This window comes from Winogradskyella sp. (assembly GCF_045105575.1).
In the GTDB taxonomy this organism is placed as follows: domain Bacteria; phylum Bacteroidota; class Bacteroidia; order Flavobacteriales; family Flavobacteriaceae; genus Winogradskyella.
Map to the genome: position 1 here is coordinate 41,264 of NZ_JBGCDQ010000042.1, position 24,320 is coordinate 65,583.

Below are 24,320 nucleotides of genomic sequence, written 5' to 3' on the forward strand. Positions count from 1 at the left end.
TAACCTGTAAGGTTTTGCAAACCTGACAGGTTTTAATTGAAAAACAAAAGTTAGTCAATGCTAGCAATTTTTAATAATAAAAAATAGAAATAAATAATAACAAAGAAATGCTGTATTACTTATTCGATTATTTAGAGCAACAATTCCAATTGCCAGGAGCATCACTTTTTGGGTTCATCACCTTTAGAGCGGCTGTGGCAATCATATTATCATTATTGATTTCTACGATTTTCGGAAAACGCATTATTCGGTTTTTACAAAAACAACAAGTTGGTGAAACCATTAGAGATTTGGGTTTAGAAGGTCAGGTTGAAAAAGCAGGGACACCAACCATGGGAGGTATTATCATCATTTTGGCAACCTTAATTCCTGTATTGCTATTAGCGAAACTCGAAAATATCTACATCATCCTATTAATTGTAACTACACTGTGGATGGGAACGATTGGTTTCATTGATGATTATATTAAAAAATTCAAAAATGATAAAGAAGGTTTAAAAGGGAAATTTAAAGTGCTTGGTCAAGTTGGACTGGGAATCATTGTCGGAGCCACCTTATTTTTTAATAGTGACGTGACTATAAAGGAGAAACTACCTATGGCGCAGCAAATTGAGTTACGAGCAGAAAACCCAGATGTGCAAGCTTCAAAATTGTTTAAACCTGAAGAAAAATCAACTAAAACAACCATTCCTTTTGTAAAAGATAATGAGTTCGATTATTCAGATTTAATCACATGGATAAGTCCAGATTTAGAAAAATATGCATGGCTTGTTTTTATCCTAGTCAGCATTTTTATTATCACCGCAGTCTCAAATGGAGCAAACCTTACAGACGGTATTGATGGACTAGCAGCAGGAACTTCAGCCATAATAGTACTAACCTTAGGAATTTTCGCTTGGGTATCGAGTAACATCGTTTTTTCAGGATACTTAGATATTATGTATATCCCAAGAGCGGAAGAAATCACCATATATATCGCAGCTTTTGTTGGAGCTTTAATCGGCTTCTTGTGGTACAATACCTATCCAGCGCAAGTCTTTATGGGAGATACTGGAAGTTTAACTATTGGAGGCATCATTGCAGTTATTGCCATTGCCATAAGAAAAGAATGGTTAATCCCAATACTATGTGGCATTTTCCTAGCAGAGAATTTGTCGGTAGTCATGCAAGTCAGCTATTTCAAATACACAAGAAAAAAGTTTGGAGAAGGACGACGCATTTTTAAAATGTCGCCATTACATCATCACTATCAAAAATCAGGATATCACGAAAGTAAAATTGTAACGCGTTTTTGGATTGTTGGCATTTTATTAGCCATTATAACCATAGTGACATTGAAGATAAGGTAAAGCCCAACCTAACCCTCCCAAAGGGAGGGAATTATTAGAGTGCTAAAAAGCTATAACAAGAATAATGAAAAGTGAGGGAAGTCAACAAAAGTTAAAAAAGTCCTTCCCTTCTGGGGAAGGATTTAGGAAGGGGCTTCTTGTAATTCTTGGCGGAGGCGAAAGCGGAGTAGGAACAGCTTTACTCGGAAAAGCAAAAGGATACGAGGTATTTGTATCAGACAAAGGCAAGATTAAACAGAAGTATAAAGACGTTCTTTTAAATAATGAGATTGAATTTGAAGATGAGCAGCACACAGAATCAAAAATTCTGAATGCAGATATCGTCATGAAAAGTCCTGGCATTCCAGATAAAGTGGCTTTGGTAAAACAAATTCGTGATGCAGGAATCAAAGTGGTTTCGGAAATTGAATTTGCATCCCATTTTACAGAGGCGACATTAGTGGCTATAACAGGTAGTAATGGTAAAACGACAACTGCAACGCTTACACATCATCTATTAAAACAAGATTTAGATGTGGGTTTAGCAGGAAATATTGGAGACAGTTTCGCGAAGCAAATTTTAGAAAAAAATCATGACAATTACGTTTTGGAGATTAGCAGTTTTCAATTAGATGATATCAATGATTTTAAACCGAAGATTGCAGTTTTAACCAATATTACACCAGATCATTTAGATCGATATGATTATAAGTTTGAAAACTACATCGCTTCAAAATTTAGAGTGATAGAAAATCAAACAGAAGATGATTATTTCATTTATGATGCAGATGATGAGGTCATTTCAGAATGGCTAAAAAATAATATAATTCAATCCAAAAAATTACCGTTTTCATTAACGAAAGTCATTAAAGAAGGCGCTTACTTAGATAATAACAAGATAATAATAACCATAGATAATACTCAAACCATTATGCCAACAAAAAATTTAGCATTAGAAGGAAAACATAATATTAAGAATGCAATGGCAGCTTCTACTGTGGCACAGCTATTAAGAATTAGAAAGCAAACCATACGTGAGAGTTTAGAGAATTTTCAAGGTGTGGAGCATCGCTTAGAGCATGTATTGAAAATTAATAAAGTGCAGTACATCAACGATTCAAAAGCAACAAACGTTAACGCGACATATTTTGCTTTGGAGAGTATGGATGCACCAACCGTTTGGATTGTTGGTGGTGTTGATAAAGGCAATGATTATAAAGAATTGTATCCCTTTATAAACGAAAAAGTAAAGGCTATCATCTGCTTAGGTGTAGATAATGCAAAATTGATGGAGTCTTTCAGCAATATGGTAGATGTGATTATAGAGACGGAATATATGAGTGAAGCTGTAAAGATCGCCTATAAGGTGGCTGATGCAGGCGACAATGTGTTGTTGTCACCAGCTTGCGCTAGTTTTGATTTATTCGAAAATTATGAAGATAGAGGGCGTCAATTTAAAAATGCGGTTCGGAATTTGTAAAAGCAACTCATAAAAAGCCCATCTTAATCTCCCCAGAGGGAAGAAACTGTTGAGATTAAGCTAGAAAAAAACAGTGTGTATTCCCCTTTTTTGAAAAGTAATAAAAAGAAAGAGGTAAAGGGCTAATAAAAGATAAATAAGAGAATCATTAACTAATTTAATTTTCCCCTCTGGGGAAATGCCTGTAAGGCAAAGGGGCTGTTTTATGAGTAAAGTATTCGAACAAATAAAAGGAGATAAAGCCATTTGGGCTATAGTCACGCTATTGGCTATTTTTTCCTTTTTACCTGTGTATAGTGCAGCTAGTAATTTGGCAAATAGTGGTAATACAAATACGTTTTCGTTCTTTATAAAGCATTTTATGCATTTATTTTTAGGCTTTGCTATAATGTTTGGTATTCATAAAGTGCCTTACAAGTATTTCCGTGGTTTATCGATGGTTATGATTCCTATTGTGTTTGTACTTTTATTGGTTACAATGCTTCAAGGTACTACTATAGATGGCGCAAATGCTAGCCGATGGATCAGTATTCCTATTGTGAATATGTCTTTTCAAACATCAACTTTGGCAGCCGTAGTTTTAATGGTTTATGTAGCGCGATATCTGTCTAAAATTAAAGATAAACACGTGACTTTTAAAGAATCTGTTTTACCACTTTGGGGACCAGTGTTTTTAATCTTAATCCTAATTTTACCAGCAAATTTCTCAACAACAGCCATCATTTTTACCATGATTGTAATGTTGACCTTTATTGGTGGTTATCCTATAAAATATCTACTAGTAATTATAGGAACAGGCTTGTTGGCGCTGACATTATTTATTTTAACAGCAAAGGCGTTTCCAGATATTATGCCGAATAGAGTGGATACTTGGGTGAGTAGAATTGAAAATTTTGCAAATGGAGAAGATACAGAAGCCGATTACCAAATTGAAAAAGCAAAAATTGCCATCGCAACAGGAAGAACACCTTTAGGTCCTGGTAAAAGTATACAGAAGAACTTTTTACCACAATCATCGTCAGATTTTATTTTCGCCATCATTATTGAAGAATATGGCTTAATTGGAGGTGTGTTTTTATTGGTTTTATACTCGTGGTTGCTATTTAGAATTGTGATTGTAAGTCAGAAATCAGATACCATATTTGGAAAATTACTCGTCTTAGGTGTCGGTTTACCAATTGTGTTTCAGGCCTTAATAAATATGGCAGTTGCTGTAGAATTATTTCCGGTAACTGGACAAACCTTACCATTAATTAGTAGTGGTGGAACATCCATTTGGATGACCTGTTTAGCCATAGGAATCATATTAAGTGTCAGCGCAAAACGCGAAGAAATAAAAGAACAAGAAGATGCTGAGGATAACCCATTAAGTATTTTAAGTGAAGCTATTTAAATAAAGAAAAAAGAGGTCAGTTTAGAGTGATTTGAATTGATTGATTATCCCCTTGATGGGGCTTTAGGGGTGTTTTTTAATAAAGATTAGAAAGAAATTGAAGCAGTACAAATTCATATTATCAGGAGGAGGCACAGGAGGACATATCTATCCTGCGGCTGCGATTGCAGACGAATTAAAGTCACGCTATCCTGATGCCGAATTTCTATTTGTTGGAGCCTCAGACCGAATGGAAATGGAAAAGGTTCCGCAAGCAGGTTATAAAATTGAAGGGTTATGGATTTCTGGAATTCAAAGAAAGTTAACGTTAAAGAACCTTGCCTTTCCGTTTAAGTTAATCTCTAGTTTGTTGCGTTCAAGAAAAATTGTAAAGGCGTTTCAGCCAGATGCGGTAATTGGTACAGGTGGTTTTGCCAGTGGTCCTTTGTTGCAAATTGCTACATCCAACAAAATTCCAAGTTTAATACAAGAACAAAATTCGTTTCCTGGCATTACAAATAAGTTACTAGCAAAAAAAGTAAATACCATTTGTGTGGCTTACGAAGGATTGGAGAAATTCTTTCCTAAAGAAAAAATTAAATTAACAGGAAATCCAATTCGGAAAGATCTATTAAAAGTAAAAGATAAACAGATAGAAGGTAAAGATGCTTTTACGTTAAAACACAATAAACAAACGCTTTTAGTTTTAGGCGGAAGTTTGGGTGCAAGACGAATTAATCAATTAATAGAAGCAAATATTACGTTTTTTGAAGCACAAGACATTCAAGTGATATGGCAATGTGGGAAGTTATATTATAGTCAGTATAAACGATATAATGATTCAAAAAATATGCAAGTTCATGCGTTTTTAAATCAAATGGATTTGGCTTATGCAGCCGCAGATGTCATTATTTCTAGAGCAGGTGCAATTTCAGTTTCAGAATTATGTATTGTTGGGAAACCAGTCATATTTATTCCATCACCAAATGTTGCTGAAGACCATCAGACAAAAAATGCAAAGTCAGTTGCGGATAAAAATGCAGCCATTTTAATTAAGGAAAAAGATCTGGATGCTGATTTTCAAAAGGAATTTTCAGAATTGATTGAAAACGAAGAGAAAAGAAAAGAATTAAGTAAGCATATTGAAGCCTTAGCATTGATTAATGCAACAAATGATATTGTTGATGAAGTTGAAAAACTGTTAAAAAGCCCATCTTAATCTTCCTAGAGGGAAGAAACTGAGATAGAAACTAAGTGAAATAAGAATGAATAATAGTAAGGAACATATTAGCAACAATGAGCAGGTTCTTCCCTCTGGGAAGGATCTAGTCCCGATAACTATCGCGAGGGCTTCTCATATATATTTCTTAGGCATCGGAGGCATAGGAATGAGTGCGCTCGCACGTTATTTTGTAGCCAATGGCAAACAAGTTGCTGGTTACGATAAAACACCAAGTGAAATCACAAAGGCACTTCAAGAGTTAGGTGTTCAAATTCATTTTAATGATACTGTTTCTGAAATTGACAAAACGTATTTAGATTCAAAATCAACATTAATCGTTTATACACCTGCAGTTCCAAAAGATCATTCGGAATTAAACTATTTCAAAAGTAATAATTTCAACGTGTTAAAACGTTCTGCGGTTTTAGGAGAAATTACGAAGCAAACGGTTTGTTTGGCTGTTGCTGGAACGCATGGAAAAACAACCACAACCAGTATTTTAGGGCATTTATTGAGTGCATGTCACGTTCCTGTGACTGCCTTTTTAGGTGGTATTAGTGAAAATTACAACTCAAATTTAATTCTTAATGGCACTGATGTTACCGTAGTTGAAGCCGATGAGTTTGACCGTTCGTTTTTAACCTTATCACCAGATTTGGCTTGTATTACCTCAATGGATGCTGATCATTTAGATATTTATGGTAATGCTGAAGAATTGGTAAAAACCTTCAAAGATTTTACGGAATGTATCAAACCTAATGGGAAATTATTTGTGAGAAATGGATTGCCGTTAAAAGGCATAACGTATGGTATTGAAGATGATTCAGATTATAGTGCGCAAAATATCTCAATAGAAAATGGAACTTATGTGTTCGATGTAAAAACACCTCACGGATTGCACAAAGATTTCAAATTCAGTTTGCCTGGAAGACATAATTTATCTAACGCGATAATAGCTTTGGCAATGGCAGCAGAATATGGATGTGCTTATGAGAATCTTGCAAAAGCCCTAGCCACTTATAAAGGAGTGAAACGACGGTTTACCTATCAAATTAAAACAGACGATTTTGTGTTTATAGATGATTATGCACATCATCCTGAAGAAATTAAAGCGGTGCATCAAGCTGTAAGAGAAATGTATCCAAACAAAAAGGTATTGGCTATTTTTCAGCCACATTTGTTTAGTAGAACCAAAGATTTTGTAGATGGTTTTGCAGAAAGTCTTTCAAAATTCGATGAGCTATTACTTCTAGATATTTATCCTGCAAGGGAATTACCTATAGAAGGTGTGACCTCAAAATGGCTTTTTGATAAGATTCAAAATTCTAATAAAAAATTAGTTCAAAAAGAGCATATTATTGATGAAATAAAAAAATCTAGCGCTCAAATTATATTAACCATTGGTGCTGGAGATATTGGAGCAGAAGTAAAACATATAAAAGCAGCTTTCGATGTCAAAAATTAATTTCAACTATATAAAAATCATTGTCTTGGTACTTTTAGTAGGGTTTTTATTTGCGTTTTCTAACCAAAGAAATAAGACGCGAATAGTAAGTGAGCCTAGCATTAAAAATTTAGGCGAAAACAAATTATTTATAACTGATGCCACTGTTAGTAAATTGTTAATAGTAAATCAAGAACCAGTTTCAATGCAACCTAAAGATATTATAGATTTGAATGAATTAGAATCTGCCCTGAAATCTAATGCAATGATAAAGGAAGCACAAGTGTTTATGTCAGTAAACGGTGAGCTTTCCGCTGAAATTGAACAGAAAAGACCTATTGCAAGAGTGAACACAAATGCATCGTATTACATAGACGATGAAGGTGGATTTATGCCTTTGTCTCAAAATTATACAGCAAGAGTGCCACTTGTTACCGGAAATATTAAAAAAAATAAGCTTGAAACAGTCTTTCAATTTGCAAAAACTGTAGATAACGACGATTTTTTAAAGAAGTATGTCATTGAAATTCATCAAAACGAAGATGAAACCATTGATTTCAAAATTAGAAAGAGTGATTTTACAGTTCATTTAGGAACTTTAAAACAACTAGAAAAAAAGATAAATAATTTTAAGGCATTTTATCAGAAGGCTTTAAAAGATCAAGTTTTAGATCGCTATGCATTAGTGAATTTAAAATTTGATAAACAAGTGATTTGCACCAAAAAGTAAACTATGGACAAGCAAAATATTTCGGTAGGTCTAGATATAGGAACCACAAAGATTGTGGCCATGATTGGTCGCAAAAACGAATACGATAAAGTTGAAATTTTAGGCTTAGGTAAAGCTAAAAGTATGGGCGTGCATCGTGGTGTGGTTAACAATATAACCCAAACGATTCAGTCTATTCAACAAGCTGTACAAGAAGCTGAAGCCGCTGCCTCAGAAAAAATTGAAGATGTTACTGTTGGTATTGCAGGTCAGCATATTCGTAGTTTACAGCATAGCGATTACATTACGAGAGCAAATTCTGATATCGTTATTGATGAAGACGATATTGATCGTTTAATTAACCAAGTGCATAAATTGGTAATGCTTCCTGGTGAAGAAATAATTCATGTATTGCCTCAAGAATTTAAGATTGATGGTCAAGCTGAAATTACTGAACCAATTGGAATGTATGGCGGACGATTGGAAGCTAATTTTCATGTAGTAGTAGGCCAAGTGTCTTCAATAAGAAATATTGGAAGATGCATAAAGAGTTCTGGTTTGCAGCTTGAAGGTATCACATTAGAGCCATTGGCTTCTGCTAACGCAGTGCTAAGTCAAGAAGAGAAAGAAGCAGGTGTTGCTTTGATTGATATAGGTGGCGGAACAACGGATTTGGCCGTTTTTAAAGATGGTATTATTCGTCATACCGCAGTAATCCCATTCGGTGGAAATGTTATTACTGAAGATATAAAAGAAGGGTGTTCAATCATTGAAAAACAAGCAGAGCTTTTAAAAGTAAAGTTTGGATCGGCATGGCCTGGCGAAAATAAGGATAATGAAATTGTATCTATTCCTGGATTAAGAGGAAGAGAGCCAAAAGAAATCACCTTAAAAAACTTGTCTAAAATTATTCATGCTAGAGTGGTGGAAATTATAGAACAGGTTTATGTTGAAATAAAAAATTACGGTCACGAAGAGCAAAAGAAAAAACTGATAGGCGGTATTGTGTTAACAGGTGGTGGAAGCCAATTGAAGCATTTAAAACAATTGGTAGAATACATTACAGGAATGGATACCAGAATCGGTTATCCTAACGAGCATTTAGCTGGTGACAGTGATGAAGATATTGCAAGTCCGTTATATGCCACAGCAGTTGGTTTAGTGATGGATGGTTTAAAACGTCAAGAGCGCAAAAAGGCCGAGCTTGTAGAAGAGAAATTAATCATTGAAAATGAAGCGGAACAATTAGCTGAGCCAGAAACGGAAACGGTAGTTCAAGAGCCAAAGAAAGAGCGTCGTTCGTTTTTAGATAAGTTAACAGAACGTGTGAAGGATTTTTTGGATAATGCGGAATGATCGTAGGGACAAGTCGCGACTTGTCCGTACAATAATTGTCCGCGATTATAAATTCATCCGCAAATGCAAATTTTGCACCACAGAATAATTTGAATAAATAGAAAATCATAATAAAATGAGTAATAGCAACGAATTTGGAAACATTTCATTTGATTTGCCAAAGCACCAATCAAACGTCATAAAAGTAATTGGTGTTGGTGGAGGTGGTAGCAATGCCATCAATCACATGTTTCAACAAGGTATCAAAGGGGTGGATTTTGTAATTTGTAATACAGATTCACAAGCACTTCAGAGCAGTGGTGTTCCAAACAAAATTCAATTAGGAGTTAATTTAACCGAAGGATTAGGCGCAGGAGCCAATCCAGATGTTGGTGAAGAAGCTGCAATTGAGAGTTTAGAAGACATTCGTAGAATGTTAGATACCAACACAAAAATGGTATTTATCACAGCCGGAATGGGTGGTGGTACAGGTACTGGTGCAGCACCAGTCATTGCTAAAATGGCTAAGGAATTAGATATCCTTACTGTTGGTATTGTAACGATGCCTTTTCAGTTTGAAGGTAAAATGCGTAACGAACAAGCCCAACGCGGTATTGAAAAGTTACGTTCTCATGTCGATTCGTTAGTGGTGATTAACAACAACAAACTGCGTGAAGTTTACGGAAATCTTGGCTTTAAAGCAGGTTTCTCTAAAGCAGATGAAGTATTATCCACAGCATCTCGAGGCATTGCAGAGGTTATAACACATCACTATACTCAGAATATTGATTTACGTGATGCTAAAACTGTTTTAAGTAATAGTGGAACTGCCATCATGGGTTCTGCAATAGCTTCTGGTCAAACAAGAGCACAAGAAGCTATTATGAGTGCTTTAGATTCGCCATTACTTAACGATAATAAAATCACAGGAGCTAAAAACGTATTGTTGCTAATCGTTTCTGGATCTCAAGAAATAACTATTGATGAAATCGGTGAAATTAACGATCATATTCAAACAGAAGCAGGTTTTGGAGCTAACATTATTATGGGTGTTGGTGAAGATGAAACCTTACAAGAATCTATTTCTGTAACGATTATTGCTACAGGTTTTGATATCGATCAGCAGAATGAAATTTCAAATACTGAAACGAAGAAGGTGGTTCATGCTTTAGGTGAAACATCTGAAACAAGCACACAAGAAAAAGAGCCAGCTATTATCACACCAGATATTGTATTAGAAGTCGAAACGGAAGCACCAGTAGTACGCCACAATTTATTGGAAGACGATATAGAAGATGTTGTTTTTGAGGCTAAAGTTGAAGAAGATAAAGGAACGGATTTAATCGAATCTACAGAGGTGATTAAAAACATCAATGTAGTTTATGATGAAGTTTTAGACACAAAACCAGAAGCTAAAATTGCACCAGAAGATTTTGTAATAACACCAATCGTTAATAAAGCGGAAATAATTGAAGACGAGTCGAAAGAACAAATTACATTGACTTTTGATTTACCATTAACACCAAACGAACCAAAGCCAATTGAAGAACAAGAAGTTAAAGAAGAAAAAATGTTCTTTAGTTTAGAAGAAGAGGTAAAGGACATTGATGTTAACGAGCCAGTTGAAATAATTGCAGTGACTGAAGTAAATGAAGAAGGTGAAAAGCGTTATGCTTTAGACGATTTTGAAACATTTGAGTCTTCTATCAATACAAAAAATGAAAGAACAGAGGTGAAGGAAGAGATTGTTTTTGAGAAGAAAACATTGCCTATGGATGAAACTTTCGAAATTGTTGAGGAAGAGATTGACCCAATGAACAGTCCAATTTCCGAAATGCTAATTGCACGTGCAGATGAGCGCAGAAGAAGAATGAAAGATTTCAATTATAAATTCAACACAGCTAAAATAGACGAAATTGAAAAAGAACCTGCTTACAAAAGGCAGGGTGTTAATTTAGAAGATGCACAACATTCTTCAGAAACTAAAGCGTCGAGAATGTCTGTTGGTAAAGACGAAAATGATGATATTCAGTTAAGAAGTAATAATTCATTTTTACACGATAATGTAGATTAATAATACATTTAATCTATAGTGTTAAAACACTAAAGTCAAGTCCAAAAAGTTGTTCTAGCGTTTTGGGCTTTTTTATTAGTATAATTTTTTTGGAGCCCTAATCTTATGTCGTCTGTGAAAATCTTTTTAGTATCTTCGCACTTCGTACAAAAAGAATACCATTATGAGTTTACAAGTAGATGTAATGACTGCTATGAAAGTAGCAATGAAAGCAAAAGACCAAACAGCCTTAGCTGCGTTACGCGCTGTAAAATCAGAGTTATTATTGGCTCAAACAGCAACAGGTTCTAAAGAAGAAATATCAGAAGAGGAGGAAATAAAAATACTCTCTAAAATGGTAAAGCAACGTAAGGACAGTGCTGCTATATTTTTAGAACAAGATCGTAATGATTTGGCAGAGCCAGAATTGGCACAAGTAGAAGTGATTAGTCAATTTTTACCAGCACAACTTTCAGAAGCCGAAATTACAGTTGAAGTAATGAAAACGATAGCTGCTATTGGTGCAGACGGTATGAAAGATATGGGAAAAGTGATGGGTATTGTAAGTGGAAAATTGGCAGGAAAAGCTGATGGTAAAACCATTTCTAATATTGTAAAAGCAAAATTAGCTTAGATAAATAAAAATGACATTTCTGCTTTCGCAGGAATTTATGGCTGCGTAGTTCAACTGGATAGAATATCAGATTTCGGCTCTGAGGGTTGGAGGTTCGAATCCTCTCGCGGTCACGAATAAATAGAAAAAGTCTGAAAGAAATTGAGTTTACTCAAAATTTCTTTTGGACTTTTTTTATTTTCAGAGCGGAGCTCTGAAGGATGCGCAAAGCGAATCCTTTTCGTTAAATCATTCTACAAAAAGTGGCTCACTCTCTTGGGTGTTACTTATAATACTTCGAAAATTTGTATCCTTGTGATGTAATGTTCTAATTAGTATAATGCACAAATGGTTTTATAAAAACTAACTCAAGCAAATTTAATTCATTCATCTAAACGTTAATCAAACCTAAAAACAATGTTTAAAAAGCAAAATATAGTGATAACAATCAATGCCATTTTATTACTCATAGGCTTATACACTTATATAGAACTTTACAACCCTTCTCTTTTGAAATTTACAGACGAACCTTACGTGCCTAAAGGTGGCGATTACCTTACGGAAGGCTTATTCACGGCTTTAATTCATTATGTAAATTTATTTGCTTTTTATACGTTCAATATAATATGGATGATCCGTGGATTTATATATAAAAAATATAGGAATAGTATCATTTCGTTCATAGCCATCCTAATTATGCTAAGTATTGGTTTTTGGATGAATAAAAATACTTCTTATGAAGCTGAGCAGCTAAAAGTAGAAGAGGTGCAATAGTTAAACGATGAATATGTCATTTAATGCAGAAATAAAAGCAACTCTAAAGGACTTTATTCTAGTACTACAAGAAAACATTCGAAGCAAAATTAAGTTAGTTTTTTGATATTTCTAAGCGATTATTAAAATAAAATCAACAACTTATTTAAGATGAGCCTATAAAAAAAGATTAGAATTGAAATCTCTTTGGATTAAGGCCTATTTAAAAATCCCTGAAAAAAGGGATGTAGCCTTAATACTTATTTCTCAATTTTGTAGAATAATTAGTTGTTTTATAATTTAAAACTTTACAAGCAAGCTAAAATAGAGGTAAACGATTTTTAAAAAATTAGTACAGAAAAGTTATTCAAACAAAAATAGAGCTATGGGATATCAAATTGAAGTTATTCTAACCAACGGTCGAAAAGTTAGTGAGGTTTACGGTTCTAAAAACCTCTTACACAAAACTATTATTGATGATTTTGACTATGAAGAATACAATTTTATTTTGGCAGATTATTTCAATATATCGACTAAAGGGATCTCTTCAATACATCTTATGGAAAACATCATTAATGGTACTACTGATAATTTTTATACGCACTTAATGTTAGATCCTAACAGGGAAAAATTTGCTAAAAGTGCCTTGGGTGCTGTTTATGGTTATTTAGAAAGAGACATTTGTAAATATTTTGGCAAACCAATTAACCGAAATAAAGATAACTGGCCAATGCTAACACAATATCTTTCAGATATAGAATCGAGAAGTAGATCATATTTTAAAACGCCTAAATCTTTAGATTTTCCTCATAGGTTTTTTATTATGGTAAAGGAATTAGAGACTTACAAAGGGTTATACACTAAAACAATTCAAGAAAAATATCCTGAAAATGAAGAGCTTATGAAAGATTTAGATTTTATTTTTGAAAGTGCGAAAGCTGAAAATTTGAATATTTTCCTATGCAACAGTTAGTTAAAAAAACTAATTAATTGCGAAACCTTATAAAATGAAAAAAATATACATAGTCATAAGTTTAATAGTGATATTTTCTTGTTCTAAAGCACAAAACCAAAAGACCAATAATTCAGTTCAAACAAATAAAGAATTAGTTGATGCTATTAAAGGCGAATGGATGGTTATTACCAATTGGGCAAAAGACACTTTGATTTTTGAAATTCAGCAACCAACAAAATCTAATGAAGAATTTTCCTCTGCTTACAATACGATTAGTTTTAATACACAGGATAGCACTATAAAGGTGAATACTTATGGAACGTTCAGTTGTGGAACTGCGGCATCACAAAATCTAGAAATGTATGATACCAAATGGAAAATATTAAATAATCAGTTGCACATTGCGGGCAGTTACAGTGATTATTCTGGAAAAAACACTATTGATAAAGTTTATACCGTTGTAACACAAGGCGACCAATTAAAATTAGTAGAAATAAAATGAGTGACTACTATTATTAGTCAATATATGGTAAGCAAAAAATAATAGGTGGTTATTTAAAACTTATTATTTATATATAATATTTCAAGACGAAAAAATAATAATAAGTACCTCAAAGGCATCATAGAAATTGACTTGAGACATGTTGGATCATGGTATGTTTCTGGTAAATGGTTTGCAGAATTGGAAAATGATACAAGCGATTGATTTAGTTAATTAAATTTTTTTATATCACCGCATAATACGGGTCAACTTAAAGAATTTTTTATAATCCTCAGGTATGGTATCAATCTTTAATAAAGAGCCTTCTTTCATTTCAGGGTAAATTTCATCGTAAGTCTTTACATTGTAAAGTCCAACACGCTTACTAATATGATCTCTTGTTAGTTCTTTTGGTCCATCTAATCCAGCCGCAGCCACAAGTTCTAAGAAACTATGAATAGTTGCTTCATGATAGCGTTTGGCGCGTGGTGCTTTATCTTCAACAACCAAGCCTTTAACTAAGGATGCATTTTGAGTTGCTACACCAACAGGACAGGTGTTATTATTACATTGTAAGGCTTGGATACAACCAATGGCTAACATCATAGCGCGTGCACTATTACAGCCATCAGCACCTAAGGCAATCGCTCTTGCCATATGAAATCCAGTAATTATTTTTCCGGCAACAATAACTTTAATATCCTTTCTCAGTCCAAAGCCAACTAAGGTATCATGTACAAATATTAGACCTTCACGAAGTGGCATTCCCATGGAATTAGAAAATTCAACAGGTGCAGCACCAGTACCACCTTCACCACCATCTACAGTTATAAAATCTGGTAATATTCCGGTGTGAATCATGGCTTCACAAAAATCCATAAATTCTTGTTTTCTGCCTAGACACAATTTAAACCCTATAGGTTTACCATCTGAAAGTTCTCTTAGTCGTTTAATGAAATTCATAAACTCTATTGGATCAGAAAACGCTGAGTGTGATGGAGGCGAATGCACTGCAATACCAGATTTCACATGTCTTATTTTAGCGATTTCCTCAGTGTTTTTAGAAGCGGGTAAAATACCACCATGACCTGGTTTTGCCCCTTGCGATAGTTTAATTTCTATCATCTTTACCGCTGGTTTTAGCGCGTTATCTCTAAATGTCTTTTCATTAAAAGTGCCATCCTCATGTCTGCAACCAAAATAGCCAGTACCAACTTGCCAAATTAAATCGCCACCATGTTCTAAATGATAATCGCTAATACCACCTTCACCAGTATTATGAGCAAAATTCCCCATTTTAGCACCTTTGTTTAGTGCCAAAACAGCATTTTTACTTAATGAGCCAAAACTCATAGCAGAAATATTTAATAAACTCGAAGAATAAGGTTGCTTACAATCTTTTCCACCAATCACTAATCTTGGAAATTCGCCAATTTCCATTGGGTTATTTTTAGCATACATTGAATGTTCTAACCATTCATAACCAGAATGATATAAGTCCATCTGCGTGCCAAATGGTTCTGTAGCGTTTTCACCTTTTGCTCTACGATATACTAACGACCTTAGAATTCTATTTAATGGTCTGCCTTCAGTATCCGTTTCAACAAAATATTGCATTATTTCAGGTCGAACAGATTCTAAAATATACCTAAACCTGCCTAACAATGGGAAATTTCGTCTTATGGTATGAGACGTCTGAAATATATCGAAAACACCCAAAAGTACCAAAGGCCCTATGACTAGAAAAAACCACAAAGCTGGCTGCCAGAATTGTGCGAGTATTAGGATTGATGCAATTAGTATAATTGAAATTATAATAAAATATTCACGTACTTTCATATGGTAAATTGCTTATTAAAAACGAATTTAGGATTACTATTGTCAAATAAATTGGGACAAATTTAATGATTAAGGTTTTACTAATGGAAATTTATAAACTATTTACAATTATTAAATGGACTTAATTCAGTTCACTATGGAAGTTGAGCAAATTCCAATTCAATCCCATTATTAATGTAATATCTGATCCATTACCCAGGCAGTTCGCGCTGCGGTTTCCCCATTAGAAGGGTGAATAGATTTGTTTAATAAGTGCTTTTTAATATTCTCAACATGATAGATTTGAATATTTTTAGGATTTTCAATCATCAATTGTTTTGTAGTTCCGTTACACTCCATTGTAATAGGTGCTTCACCAAAAACGGAGAATACTATTTTACCATGACTTCCGTAAATTTCAACTTTATCTTCGCGCTTGTGCGTGCCAAAATTCCAACTTCCCGAACCTGTAATGGTATCTTTATGAAGCCAATTTGCAGTAACTGCATCCATAGCAGAGTATAAACCTTGCTGATTTATAGCCATGCCATTGGCTTGCGAAATATCTCCAAGTAAATAGTTGAACAAATCTAGTCCATGAGAGGCCAAATCATCAAAATAGCCGCCAAGAGCTATGTTTGCATCTGTACGCCAATTATAAGTTTTAGAAATATCAATCTCATTAGCTGGTTTACTAAGATGCCAGCTTATATGTTTTATTTTACCGATTTTTTCATCTTCAAGCCAAGATTTTATTTGTAAAAAGCGTGGTAACGAACGTCGGTAATAAGCCACAAAAAGGGGTGAATTTTTAATTTGAAATGCTTTACAGATGTTTACACAAGCCTTATACGATGGTGCCATTGGTTTTTCAATACAGCATATTTTTCCTGTGTTGGCCACTTTTAAAGCATAATATTCATGCGAATCTGGTGGAGTAGCAATATACACAGCATCAATTTCTGGATCATTGATAAGGTCGTCGGCATCTGTATAAAATTTAGGAATGTGATGTCGTTTTGCATAGTCTTTTCCTTTTTCTTCATTCCTACGCATTACAGCAGTGACGCTAAACCCTTCGGTTTTTTGATACGCAGGACCACTTTTTAGTTCAGTTACACTTCCACATCCTATAATTCCCCAATTATACGTTTTCATTAGAATCTTTTTAAGTTTTGTTTTACAAGATATCATAAATATATAAGAGCTAATAATTGTGCTATAATTTTAGGTATTAGCTAAGTTTATCTGTATATATTTCTATATTTAGGCATGTTATTTTTGTTTCAAGCTGAACCTGCTTCACCTCCAAATTTTGAATACGTTTTTATAACGTTAATCCTTGGTGGCATGGTTTGGTTTATACTGCGAAGAGTGTCTATCTATTTCGAAAAATTATATGCTTTAATACACAAGAAACCTATTTTCTTAAATACCATTATTTATTCTGATAGTCTTACCAAAACTCAATTACGAATTATAGAAACCGATTTTTTATTTTATTCCAAGCTTTCTCATAAGGATAAGAAGACATTTAGGCATAGAGTTTCCCGCTTTATAAGTGATAAAGTGTTTATTGGGCGAGAAGGTATTGAACCAACAGTTGAGATGAAAACTATGATTGCTTCAACGGCTATTATGCTGACTTTTGGATTTAGAAAATACCTTATCGATATTGTAGAGACTGTTATCATTTATCCCAAATCGTATTACTCTCAAATTAATAACGCCTTTCATAAAGGGGAAACGAATCCACAATTAAAGGCGATTGTGTTCTCATGGGAAGACTTTAAAAAAGGGTATAAGATTGGTGATGATAATTTAAATCTTGGTATCCATGAGTTTGGTCATGCCATACATTTAAATGCGGCTAAAAACAGTGATGTAAGTAGTTTAATATTTAATCAAGGTTTTAAAAAATTAACCGACTATTTGCAAAATCATAAAGTCATTAGAGAAAATTTGATTGCGTCAAAGTACTTCAGAGCATATGCCTTTACTAACCATTATGAGGTTTTCGCAGTACTACTTGAAAATTTCATTGAAACACCTTTAGAATTTAAATCTCAATTTCCAGAACTATATAAGTATATGCAACAAATGTTAAATTTTAAGTTTACAGGTTATTAGTTCTTATTTAAAATTAACCTTATTTTTAAACCTTATTAAGATACTATTTTGAAACGATCATGCTGAAATTTTCATTACACAAGGGAATGGTTATTTGCGAATAGCATGTGAAAATTTATTATCAATAAACAAAGAACATATGAAAAGAATATTGGTGACTGGAGGCGCTGGATTTGTAGGCTCTCATCTCTGTGATAGGTTACTTAATAAGGGCAATGAAGTTATTTGCTTGGATAATTATTTTACAGGCTCTAAAAAGAATATAGAACACTTAATGGATCACCATTATTTTGAATTAGTGCGTCATGACATTACTAATCCATACATGATAGAGGTCGATGAAATTTATAATTTAGCTTGTCCAGCATCGCCTGTGCATTACCAACATAACCCGATAAAAACTGTTAAAACCTCTGTAATGGGAGCTATTAATATGTTAGGATTGGCAAAACGTGTAGGTGCTAAAATATTGCAAGCTTCTACGAGTGAGGTTTATGGAGATCCAACGATTCATCCACAACCCGAAAGTTATTGGGGAAATGTGAACCCAATAGGTTTGCGCTCTTGCTATGATGAGGGAAAGCGTTGTGCAGAAACCTTGTTTATGGATTATCATAATCAAAACGAAGTTAAAATTAAAATCATACGTATCTTCAACACTTATGGGCCTAGGATGCATCCTCAAGATGGTCGTGTGGTATCAAATTTTATTGTTCAAGCGCTTCGAGGTGATGACATTACTATTTTTGGAAATGGTACCCAAACTCGAAGTTTTCAATATGTTGATGATTTAATCGAAGGCACGCATCGTATGATGAATAGCCGAGATGGCTTTATTGGACCTGTAAATATCGGTAATCCTATCGAGTTTACTATGTTAGATTTAGCTAAAGAGGTTATCAGTTTAACAAATTCTAAATCTAAAATAACATTCTTGCCGTTACCACAAGACGATCCTTTACAGCGACAGCCAGATATTAGTTTGGCAAAAAAAGAGCTAGGAGGTTGGGAACCAAAAGTTCAGTTAAATGAAGGTCTTAAGCATACTATTAATTATTTCGATCAGCTACTCATTAAGAAATAGTTAAAGTTGTGAGCAAAAAAAAGGGTCACAATTTTAATTTGTGACCCTTTTATATATCAACGTAAGTCAACTTATAATTTAAATACAGCTTGTAAATGGTATTGAAAGTGGTTATTGTCAAAACCACTTTCAGGATGATTAAAAGCAAATTTACCAATGGTTTGTGCTCTAAGTCCAAAAGTTCTACTAGCATTCAACCATACCAGTACTCCACCACCAAAATTCGCAGAAACATTAGTTTCATCAATATGAAAGAAACCAAAACCAGCATTAGCATAAAAATCTATCCAATCTGCATTTGGTAATATGTGACGACCGAAATAATATTTTACATGAGTATCGAACGATAAATAATTATAATCTTTCGATAAATTATTAAATCTACTATCAATTCTGTTATCGGTATTAAAACCATTAAATGTAATAGATTGTTCTATGGCAAATGTTTCACTCCAGTTAAATTCAACTGCTGCTGCTATTGGAAATTGGAAGCTCCAGTCACTAGGTTTATACAAAGGATTTTGAGATCCGAGACTGTTTATAGCATTAAGACCTACATTTATATACCACTCGTTGGCATCTCTTTGTGCAAAAGAGGTAAAACTAAATGCTACCAATAATCCCAATAAAACTAATTTTTTCATGCTAAAATAATTTTGTCAAAGTTAAACTTTATGCCTTACAAAACAAATATTGCCGTAATCTTTTATAATAATACTTAAAAAAAATTAAAAGTTGCTGAAAATAGACTTAAAATGACTGTAAATTCTATTTCTATCTTCTATAATAGCAGTTCTATAAGCTTTATTCGACACAAATAACCACGTTCTTGAAAAAAAAATGGGTGTAAGACGCCTTAATTTTACCAGCTTATTCCAATTTTTGTAAAATGTCACATGCCTTAATTTAAATAAATAAAATTTTGTAAATAATTTAGTTTTAGAACTTGAGGACCATTTTATATCCTTAAAAAAGAGACTTACATATCTGAAATAATTTTTAAAAGGTTGAGTTTTATACCAATTTTTAGGTCCAGAGTATGTCTTTTGTAATATTATGGTATCATAAGCTGATCTAAAACTGATACTGTGATAAAGAGCTCCATAATCGTTAATTTGAAAATTAAGAATATTATGCATTAAGAGGTGTTTTTTACTAGGTATAAATAGACCATTATGTTGCCGCTTTTCATTAAATAATGTTTCAAAATTGAGGGCTTCATAATTATAATCCATAAATAATTTTTCATGCACTTCAACAGCCGCAATTCGTGTAGATGTTATTTCTGTTTCTAATCTGGGCAAATGCTTATGTGCAAAGAAATCGTTACCTAAAGTTTGGTAAGAAGGCGAATAGTTATTATTACAAAGCAATGTATGAGCTTCGTGCGTTTGGTCTGGAGCAACTATTAAGTCGATATCACCAAGCATACGCTCTGCAATATCATCAAAACAATTTGAAGCGAGTAGGGCAGCACCTTTTAGAAAGACATGCTCTATATCTTTAGAGTTTAGAAGCTTAGAAATCGTATGAATTTGTTCTAGTATTATCGTATTTCTTTTCCGGTTTTCGTCCGTGATAAATTCTAAATAATGAATGAGTTCTTCGGGTAAAAGATCTAAAAGCTCTTTTGCTTTAAGTCTGCAATATAAAGCAGGTATTATGTAGTGTTTACTGCCTTCTTTTACAATGCTGTCCCAGTCAAAAGAGGGTTGGCAGAGTGTTTTTTTTAGTTCAGCATTAGGAACTTCAAAGCTTAGAATATCTGCGATATACTGATATGTAATTGCTAAATTATTCATAGTCTTTTGTAGAGGGTTTAAATATAATATATTAAACCTTTATATTACCCTCTTTAAATAATTTAGAAATTTCAGAGGTTACACTATTGGTATCACTGTACGTTAATTTATAGAGTTTGAGCTGAGAAAGCCACTCTAAAAATTGTTGTGCATGAAAAGGATTTGGTGATAGCCAAGAATCTGGAATCAATGTTTCAAGAATGGTTTTAACAGATACTCTTTCTAGTTGCGTTTCGGATTGAGGTGTGAAATTAACTAGAATGATCACATCACATGGATAGTGGTATTTTTCGGGTCTTGCGCAGGGTACATATTTTAAATTGCCTTTGGCTTTATTAAATCTTATCAAAGGTAATTGATTGAAATCATCGATGATGGGTTTTAATAAATTGAAAGCTCCTTCTTTTATGGATATGGCAGAAGGGTTATAGTATATATGTTGATCTTTTGATAACATTGGTGATACGTCATCAGCAAGGAGCCTAAAACCTTGAGATGCGAGTAAAGTGCATAAGGTACTTTTGCCTTTACCAGATTTTCCAACAAACATTATAGACGAATTACCATCTGTAATAGTCGATCCGTGAAAAGTACCAATCCAATCGCTTTCTTGTTTGTTATGTAGAGCACATAAGAGGTGCATTATAAATTTACCTTGAATGAGATGATACTTGCGCTTTGGAACACAGGCGATTAGTTCATCATCTTTTAGTAAGTATAGATCATCGTTTTTTAAGTAAATATCAAAAGTAGCTACAACAGCTTCGTCGATTTTATTCGTTGTAAAATGCTCTAGAGCAGGATGTATAAGATTGATAACAGGCGCAGAATCGAAATAAACTTTGATCGTTCTGCCATTAAAATTGTAAACTTTAGAAATGTTTCTTTGATAATGATCAGGTTTAATTAACGGAAAAATTTCTTCTGTGTTCGGAGTATTACAGTTTAGTAGATAATGCTGTAACGTTTCAAATATATTAGAAGCCTCCGATGCACTAATCTCATTGGACAGCGTACTAAAGAATTCTGATTCTGATTCTGATTTTAAATAAGATTCAAGAAGTAACTGGAATTCGGGTGCTATGATGCTGTAAGTATTAGATACTTCATACCATAACACAAAAACTTCACCCAGCGGTTTTGTAAATGTAGGTGCTAAATTAATATTCAAAATAAAAGACGGAAATTAATCGAATGGGTCTCCTCCTGGATCTGGTGGTGATGACGATTGTGCTTTTAGTGGATTTAAAATCACAAATGTCCCTACCGCAGTTAATGCAGCATACTTACCCATTTTTTGGATAGCTTCTTTACGAGTGATTTTATCGGTGTTGTTGTTTTTCTTCATGGCTATAGCCCTAAAATTTGATTCAAAAATAATAAAATAATTTATTTAAAGTAGTAAAATCTAAAAAAGGTTTGATTTAAAGTTTTATACGCTACGTTATAACGCTATTTTTCTTGACTTTCATTTATTTCTAAATTCAAATATTTCATACCTATTGCTATTATACTTTAGGTGAGAATTCATATTTAAATCACGTTACCTCCTAAGTAGTTTAGTTAAAATAATAATTATAGCTCGTTAAATAAATCGATTTTCGATAAGCCTAGTGTATTTACCTATTGTGTTGTTGATTTTTAAAAAGACCTCTCTATGTAAATAAGACACTGAATTGTTTCACTTGTCACATTTAAAATAATTTTTGTTAAAACAAAAAAGTGCATCGTTATCAATGCACCTCTTGCTAGGAAAAGTTTAGTGTTTAATTTAAAACAACTTTTTCTGATCTTATTTGTTGTCCGCTAGACAATTTCACAACATAAATACCAGTTTGCAATTCAGCAGTATCTATAAAGTTGATACTACTATTAGTATTTAATGATTTAGATAAAACCAAACGCCCTTGAATATCAAAAACATCAGCAGTAGTATCCTCTAATAATTGACCAGAAATCACGATTGTTTGGTCTAAGGCATTTGTGTGCAAATTAAGTGTGTCAAAAGCAGCGTCTGAAACAGATAATGCCGTACTAAGGAAGTTAAGATAGAATCGCCCTGTGCCGCTTAAATTGCCACCTGGTGTTAACACGTAATCAGAACTGTTTAATAAGGTGCTCGTATTGGTTTCTGTATCTTCTAAGAACACGTTAACCGTATTAGGCAAGTTGCTTTCCGAAATACTAAAAGAAATTTGTTCACCGCTACTTGCATTGACTCCTAAAGATATAGTGGTGTTTTCATAATCTGTTTCTCCTAATGCTTGGATAGCAAGTGGTGTATCGGTATTATCTTCAACTAAATGAGAATATAAAGCAAATGCTGGAGCAGAACCTCCAAACAGACTAGCGTCATAGCCTTGGTCTAAGCCTAAGGATGAAAACTCGGTGAAATAAAAATCGGTCACAAAGTTTTGTGTTGCATTACTGAGTTCTAATTTTAAGCTTGTCACTGTATTATTTTCTCTACCTTGAATAAAATCATCTCCACCGTCAAATGCGCGCATTGTAGGAGTAAATTGAATCGTTGTACCTGCCGTAACATTACTAGATATGAAAAATCCCTGTCCAGGCGCTAATAAATAATCACCACTTAGCAAAGTTGCAGAATTTATAGGTGTATAAATTCCTCCTGCTCCAGTATTGTCATTATAACCATAAATTACAGCAAGACTAACATCTGTTGCTGCGTCTGGGTCATTAGTAAAAGAAGATTGATTGGTGGTGTTATTTAAAAATGTCTGAGCACTCAAATAACTAGGGTATGGATTACCAATTAAGTTCCATTTACTCAGTGTGCCTTTATTTATTGTAACATCTATATTTCCTGTATTTACCGTGCCTTCAAACGCTACAATATTATTAGCTGGTGTGATTGCACTATCAATACCAGAACGGTAACCAATACCAGCATCTAGAGTTGTGGTAGCTGTTTCATCCCAAAGTTCAAAATCATTTGCATCGTTATCAAAACCACCAAACAGTATTTCTGGTCCACTAGGGTTGGCTAAAATAGTACTGTTATTGGTAATAAAGGTATTAAATGCCTGACCCGTTACTGGTGCACTAATTAAATCGTTTCCACCAGATGAGGCATTACTATTTACGTAGCGGTTGTAATTAATATTGCCTGTAGAAGTTCCGGAAACGATTAAACTAGAATAATCATCAGAAATTGAATTCAATGTCAGGGAACCTGTGTTGCTTAGATTACCTCCAATTGATAAACTTTCAGTTTCATCGATGGTTAAACCACCATTATTTTGAATTGTTAAATTTGAAATGATACTAAAATCTACAAAGGTGGCTTGTGAGCCATTTGATAAATCTAAATCTGTATTGTCAATAATTACATGGTCCGGAACACCAGCACCAGCACCCAATGAGGTATTATTTGTCCATTCGTTAAAACGCTGGTAACTTCCAACAATATCTATATACTCTAAAGTAGAGCCAGCATTATATGTTGGTACAATGTCTGTAAAACCACCTTCAGATAGCGATAGCGTTCCACTGATAGTTAAGCTTCCAGAGCCAGTAATACCTAGGGGTGTTCCATCAGTAGTAGCGATACTTAATTTATTTCCTGCAGTAACGCTTAGGTCATTGCCAGCTGAACAAACAATAGAATTTGCATCAACGTCTTGATCTATAGATAAATTAGACGCAATTACTAAATCCTGATTTGGAGGAGGTACTGCATTGGCTCTCCATGTTGATGCTGCTGAAAAATTACCGTTA

At 33.8% G+C, this 24,320-nt stretch carries 21 protein-coding genes and 1 tRNA gene; 15 read left to right on the forward strand and 7 right to left on the reverse strand.

The window, feature by feature from the left end; all coding sequences use genetic code 11:
* Positions 1-107 precede the first annotated feature (107 nt).
* The 13 genes from mraY (at position 108) to AB8B52_RS10425 (ending at position 13,766) form a co-directional block, all read left to right on the forward strand.
* On the forward strand, positions 108-1,349 hold the full coding sequence (gene mraY / locus AB8B52_RS10365; protein WP_406027795.1) for a phospho-N-acetylmuramoyl-pentapeptide-transferase: 1,242 nt from the start codon (positions 108-110) through the stop codon (positions 1,347-1,349).
* A gap of 64 nt (positions 1,350-1,413) precedes the next feature.
* Positions 1,414-2,808 (forward strand): UDP-N-acetylmuramoyl-L-alanine--D-glutamate ligase, encoded by a 1,395-nt coding sequence (gene murD / locus AB8B52_RS10370; protein WP_406027797.1) that lies wholly within the window; start codon positions 1,414-1,416, stop codon positions 2,806-2,808.
* A gap of 205 nt (positions 2,809-3,013) precedes the next feature.
* A complete protein-coding gene (locus AB8B52_RS10375) occupies positions 3,014-4,201 on the forward strand; it encodes an FtsW/RodA/SpoVE family cell cycle protein (protein WP_406027799.1) in 1,188 nt (395 codons plus the stop codon).
* 97 nt (positions 4,202-4,298) lie between these two features.
* Positions 4,299-5,399, forward strand: coding sequence for an undecaprenyldiphospho-muramoylpentapeptide beta-N-acetylglucosaminyltransferase (murG, locus tag AB8B52_RS10380; RefSeq protein WP_406027801.1), 1,101 nt, complete (start codon positions 4,299-4,301; stop codon positions 5,397-5,399).
* A gap of 115 nt (positions 5,400-5,514) precedes the next feature.
* The gene (murC, locus tag AB8B52_RS10385) at positions 5,515-6,867 is read left to right on the forward strand and encodes a UDP-N-acetylmuramate--L-alanine ligase (RefSeq protein ID WP_406027925.1); all 1,353 of its coding nucleotides are present in this window, start codon (positions 5,515-5,517) and stop codon (positions 6,865-6,867) included.
* A complete protein-coding gene (locus tag AB8B52_RS10390) occupies positions 6,854-7,576 on the forward strand; it encodes a cell division protein FtsQ/DivIB (protein ID WP_406027803.1) in 723 nt (240 codons plus the stop codon). Before murC ends, AB8B52_RS10390 begins: the two co-directional genes overlap by 14 nt.
* A gap of 3 nt (positions 7,577-7,579) precedes the next feature.
* Positions 7,580-8,911, forward strand: a complete 1,332-nt coding sequence (ftsA, locus tag AB8B52_RS10395; RefSeq protein ID WP_406027805.1) for a cell division protein FtsA — start codon at positions 7,580-7,582, stop codon at positions 8,909-8,911.
* A 115-nt stretch (positions 8,912-9,026) separates the two neighbouring features.
* Positions 9,027-10,964, forward strand: a complete 1,938-nt coding sequence (gene ftsZ / locus AB8B52_RS10400; RefSeq protein WP_406027807.1) for a cell division protein FtsZ — start codon at positions 9,027-9,029, stop codon at positions 10,962-10,964.
* A 163-nt stretch (positions 10,965-11,127) separates the two neighbouring features.
* On the forward strand, positions 11,128-11,577 hold the full coding sequence (locus AB8B52_RS10405; protein ID WP_406027809.1) for a GatB/YqeY domain-containing protein: 450 nt from the start codon (positions 11,128-11,130) through the stop codon (positions 11,575-11,577).
* A gap of 39 nt (positions 11,578-11,616) precedes the next feature.
* Positions 11,617-11,690: transfer RNA gene (locus AB8B52_RS10410), tRNA-Arg, on the forward strand.
* A gap of 283 nt (positions 11,691-11,973) precedes the next feature.
* Positions 11,974-12,330: a hypothetical protein gene (locus tag AB8B52_RS10415; protein WP_406027811.1), complete on the forward strand. Its 357-nt coding sequence runs from the start codon at positions 11,974-11,976 to the stop codon at positions 12,328-12,330.
* Positions 12,331-12,694: 364 nt separating this feature from the next.
* Positions 12,695-13,282 carry a hypothetical protein gene (locus AB8B52_RS10420; protein WP_406027813.1) on the forward strand — a complete coding sequence of 196 codons (588 nt, stop codon included), beginning with the start codon at positions 12,695-12,697 and terminating at the stop codon, positions 13,280-13,282.
* 34 nt (positions 13,283-13,316) lie between these two features.
* A complete protein-coding gene (locus AB8B52_RS10425) occupies positions 13,317-13,766 on the forward strand; it encodes a hypothetical protein (RefSeq protein WP_406027815.1) in 450 nt (149 codons plus the stop codon).
* 228 nt (positions 13,767-13,994) lie between these two features.
* Here the strand turns inward: AB8B52_RS10425 and AB8B52_RS10430 are convergent, their stop codons facing one another.
* Together AB8B52_RS10430 and AB8B52_RS10435 are read right to left on the reverse strand one after the other, a co-directional pair.
* Complete coding sequence (locus AB8B52_RS10430; protein ID WP_406027817.1) at positions 13,995-15,584, reverse strand: FMN-binding glutamate synthase family protein; 1,590 nt, start codon at positions 15,582-15,584, stop codon at positions 13,995-13,997.
* Positions 15,585-15,755: 171 nt separating this feature from the next.
* Entirely contained in the window at positions 15,756-16,721 is a 966-nt protein-coding gene (locus AB8B52_RS10435) for a Gfo/Idh/MocA family protein (protein ID WP_406027819.1), read from the reverse strand.
* Positions 16,722-16,835: 114 nt separating this feature from the next.
* Between AB8B52_RS10435 and AB8B52_RS10440 the strand changes: the two genes are divergently transcribed.
* Positions 16,836-17,693: a zinc-dependent peptidase gene (locus AB8B52_RS10440; protein ID WP_406027821.1), complete on the forward strand. Its 858-nt coding sequence runs from the start codon at positions 16,836-16,838 to the stop codon at positions 17,691-17,693.
* A 139-nt stretch (positions 17,694-17,832) separates the two neighbouring features.
* The gene (locus AB8B52_RS10445) at positions 17,833-18,777 is read left to right on the forward strand and encodes a UDP-glucuronic acid decarboxylase family protein (protein WP_406027823.1); all 945 of its coding nucleotides are present in this window, start codon (positions 17,833-17,835) and stop codon (positions 18,775-18,777) included.
* 71 nt (positions 18,778-18,848) lie between these two features.
* Here AB8B52_RS10445 and AB8B52_RS10450 read toward each other — a convergent pair whose 3' ends face one another.
* From AB8B52_RS10450 to AB8B52_RS10470, 5 genes are all read right to left on the reverse strand, one after another.
* On the reverse strand, positions 18,849-19,421 hold the full coding sequence (locus AB8B52_RS10450) for an outer membrane beta-barrel protein (protein WP_406027825.1): 573 nt from the start codon (positions 19,419-19,421) through the stop codon (positions 18,849-18,851).
* 84 nt (positions 19,422-19,505) lie between these two features.
* Entirely contained in the window at positions 19,506-20,579 is a 1,074-nt protein-coding gene (locus AB8B52_RS10455) for a nucleotidyltransferase family protein (protein WP_406027827.1), read from the reverse strand.
* A 31-nt stretch (positions 20,580-20,610) separates the two neighbouring features.
* Positions 20,611-21,750, reverse strand: coding sequence for a hypothetical protein (locus AB8B52_RS10460; protein ID WP_406027829.1), 1,140 nt, complete (start codon positions 21,748-21,750; stop codon positions 20,611-20,613).
* 15 nt (positions 21,751-21,765) lie between these two features.
* Entirely contained in the window at positions 21,766-21,927 is a 162-nt protein-coding gene (locus tag AB8B52_RS10465; RefSeq protein ID WP_406027831.1) for a hypothetical protein, read from the reverse strand.
* 418 nt (positions 21,928-22,345) lie between these two features.
* Positions 22,346-23,962: a T9SS type A sorting domain-containing protein gene (locus AB8B52_RS10470; protein WP_406027833.1), complete on the reverse strand. Its 1,617-nt coding sequence runs from the start codon at positions 23,960-23,962 to the stop codon at positions 22,346-22,348.
* Positions 23,963-24,320: the final 358 nt, after the last annotated feature.

Coding starts and splice junctions, on each gene's coding strand:
- AB8B52_RS10465 (WP_406027831.1), bottom strand. CDS start 21,927: ATGAAGAAAAACAACAACACCGATAAAATCACTCGTAAAGAAGCTATC.
- murD (WP_406027797.1), top strand. CDS start 1,414: ATGAAAAGTGAGGGAAGTCAACAAAAGTTAAAAAAGTCCTTCCCTTCT.
- AB8B52_RS10420 (WP_406027813.1), top strand. CDS start 12,695: ATGGGATATCAAATTGAAGTTATTCTAACCAACGGTCGAAAAGTTAGT.
- AB8B52_RS10415 (WP_406027811.1), top strand. CDS start 11,974: ATGTTTAAAAAGCAAAATATAGTGATAACAATCAATGCCATTTTATTA.
- AB8B52_RS10405 (WP_406027809.1), top strand. CDS start 11,128: ATGAGTTTACAAGTAGATGTAATGACTGCTATGAAAGTAGCAATGAAA.
- AB8B52_RS10440 (WP_406027821.1), top strand. CDS start 16,836: ATGTTATTTTTGTTTCAAGCTGAACCTGCTTCACCTCCAAATTTTGAA.
- AB8B52_RS10435 (WP_406027819.1), bottom strand. CDS start 16,721: ATGAAAACGTATAATTGGGGAATTATAGGATGTGGAAGTGTAACTGAA.
- AB8B52_RS10425 (WP_406027815.1), top strand. CDS start 13,317: ATGAAAAAAATATACATAGTCATAAGTTTAATAGTGATATTTTCTTGT.
- mraY (WP_406027795.1), top strand. CDS start 108: ATGCTGTATTACTTATTCGATTATTTAGAGCAACAATTCCAATTGCCA.
- AB8B52_RS10375 (WP_406027799.1), top strand. CDS start 3,014: ATGAGTAAAGTATTCGAACAAATAAAAGGAGATAAAGCCATTTGGGCT.
- AB8B52_RS10390 (WP_406027803.1), top strand. CDS start 6,854: ATGTCAAAAATTAATTTCAACTATATAAAAATCATTGTCTTGGTACTT.
- AB8B52_RS10450 (WP_406027825.1), bottom strand. CDS start 19,421: ATGAAAAAATTAGTTTTATTGGGATTATTGGTAGCATTTAGTTTTACC.
- ftsA (WP_406027805.1), top strand. CDS start 7,580: ATGGACAAGCAAAATATTTCGGTAGGTCTAGATATAGGAACCACAAAG.
- AB8B52_RS10445 (WP_406027823.1), top strand. CDS start 17,833: ATGAAAAGAATATTGGTGACTGGAGGCGCTGGATTTGTAGGCTCTCAT.
- AB8B52_RS10455 (WP_406027827.1), bottom strand. CDS start 20,579: ATGAATAATTTAGCAATTACATATCAGTATATCGCAGATATTCTAAGC.
- ftsZ (WP_406027807.1), top strand. CDS start 9,027: ATGAGTAATAGCAACGAATTTGGAAACATTTCATTTGATTTGCCAAAG.
- AB8B52_RS10430 (WP_406027817.1), bottom strand. CDS start 15,584: ATGAAAGTACGTGAATATTTTATTATAATTTCAATTATACTAATTGCA.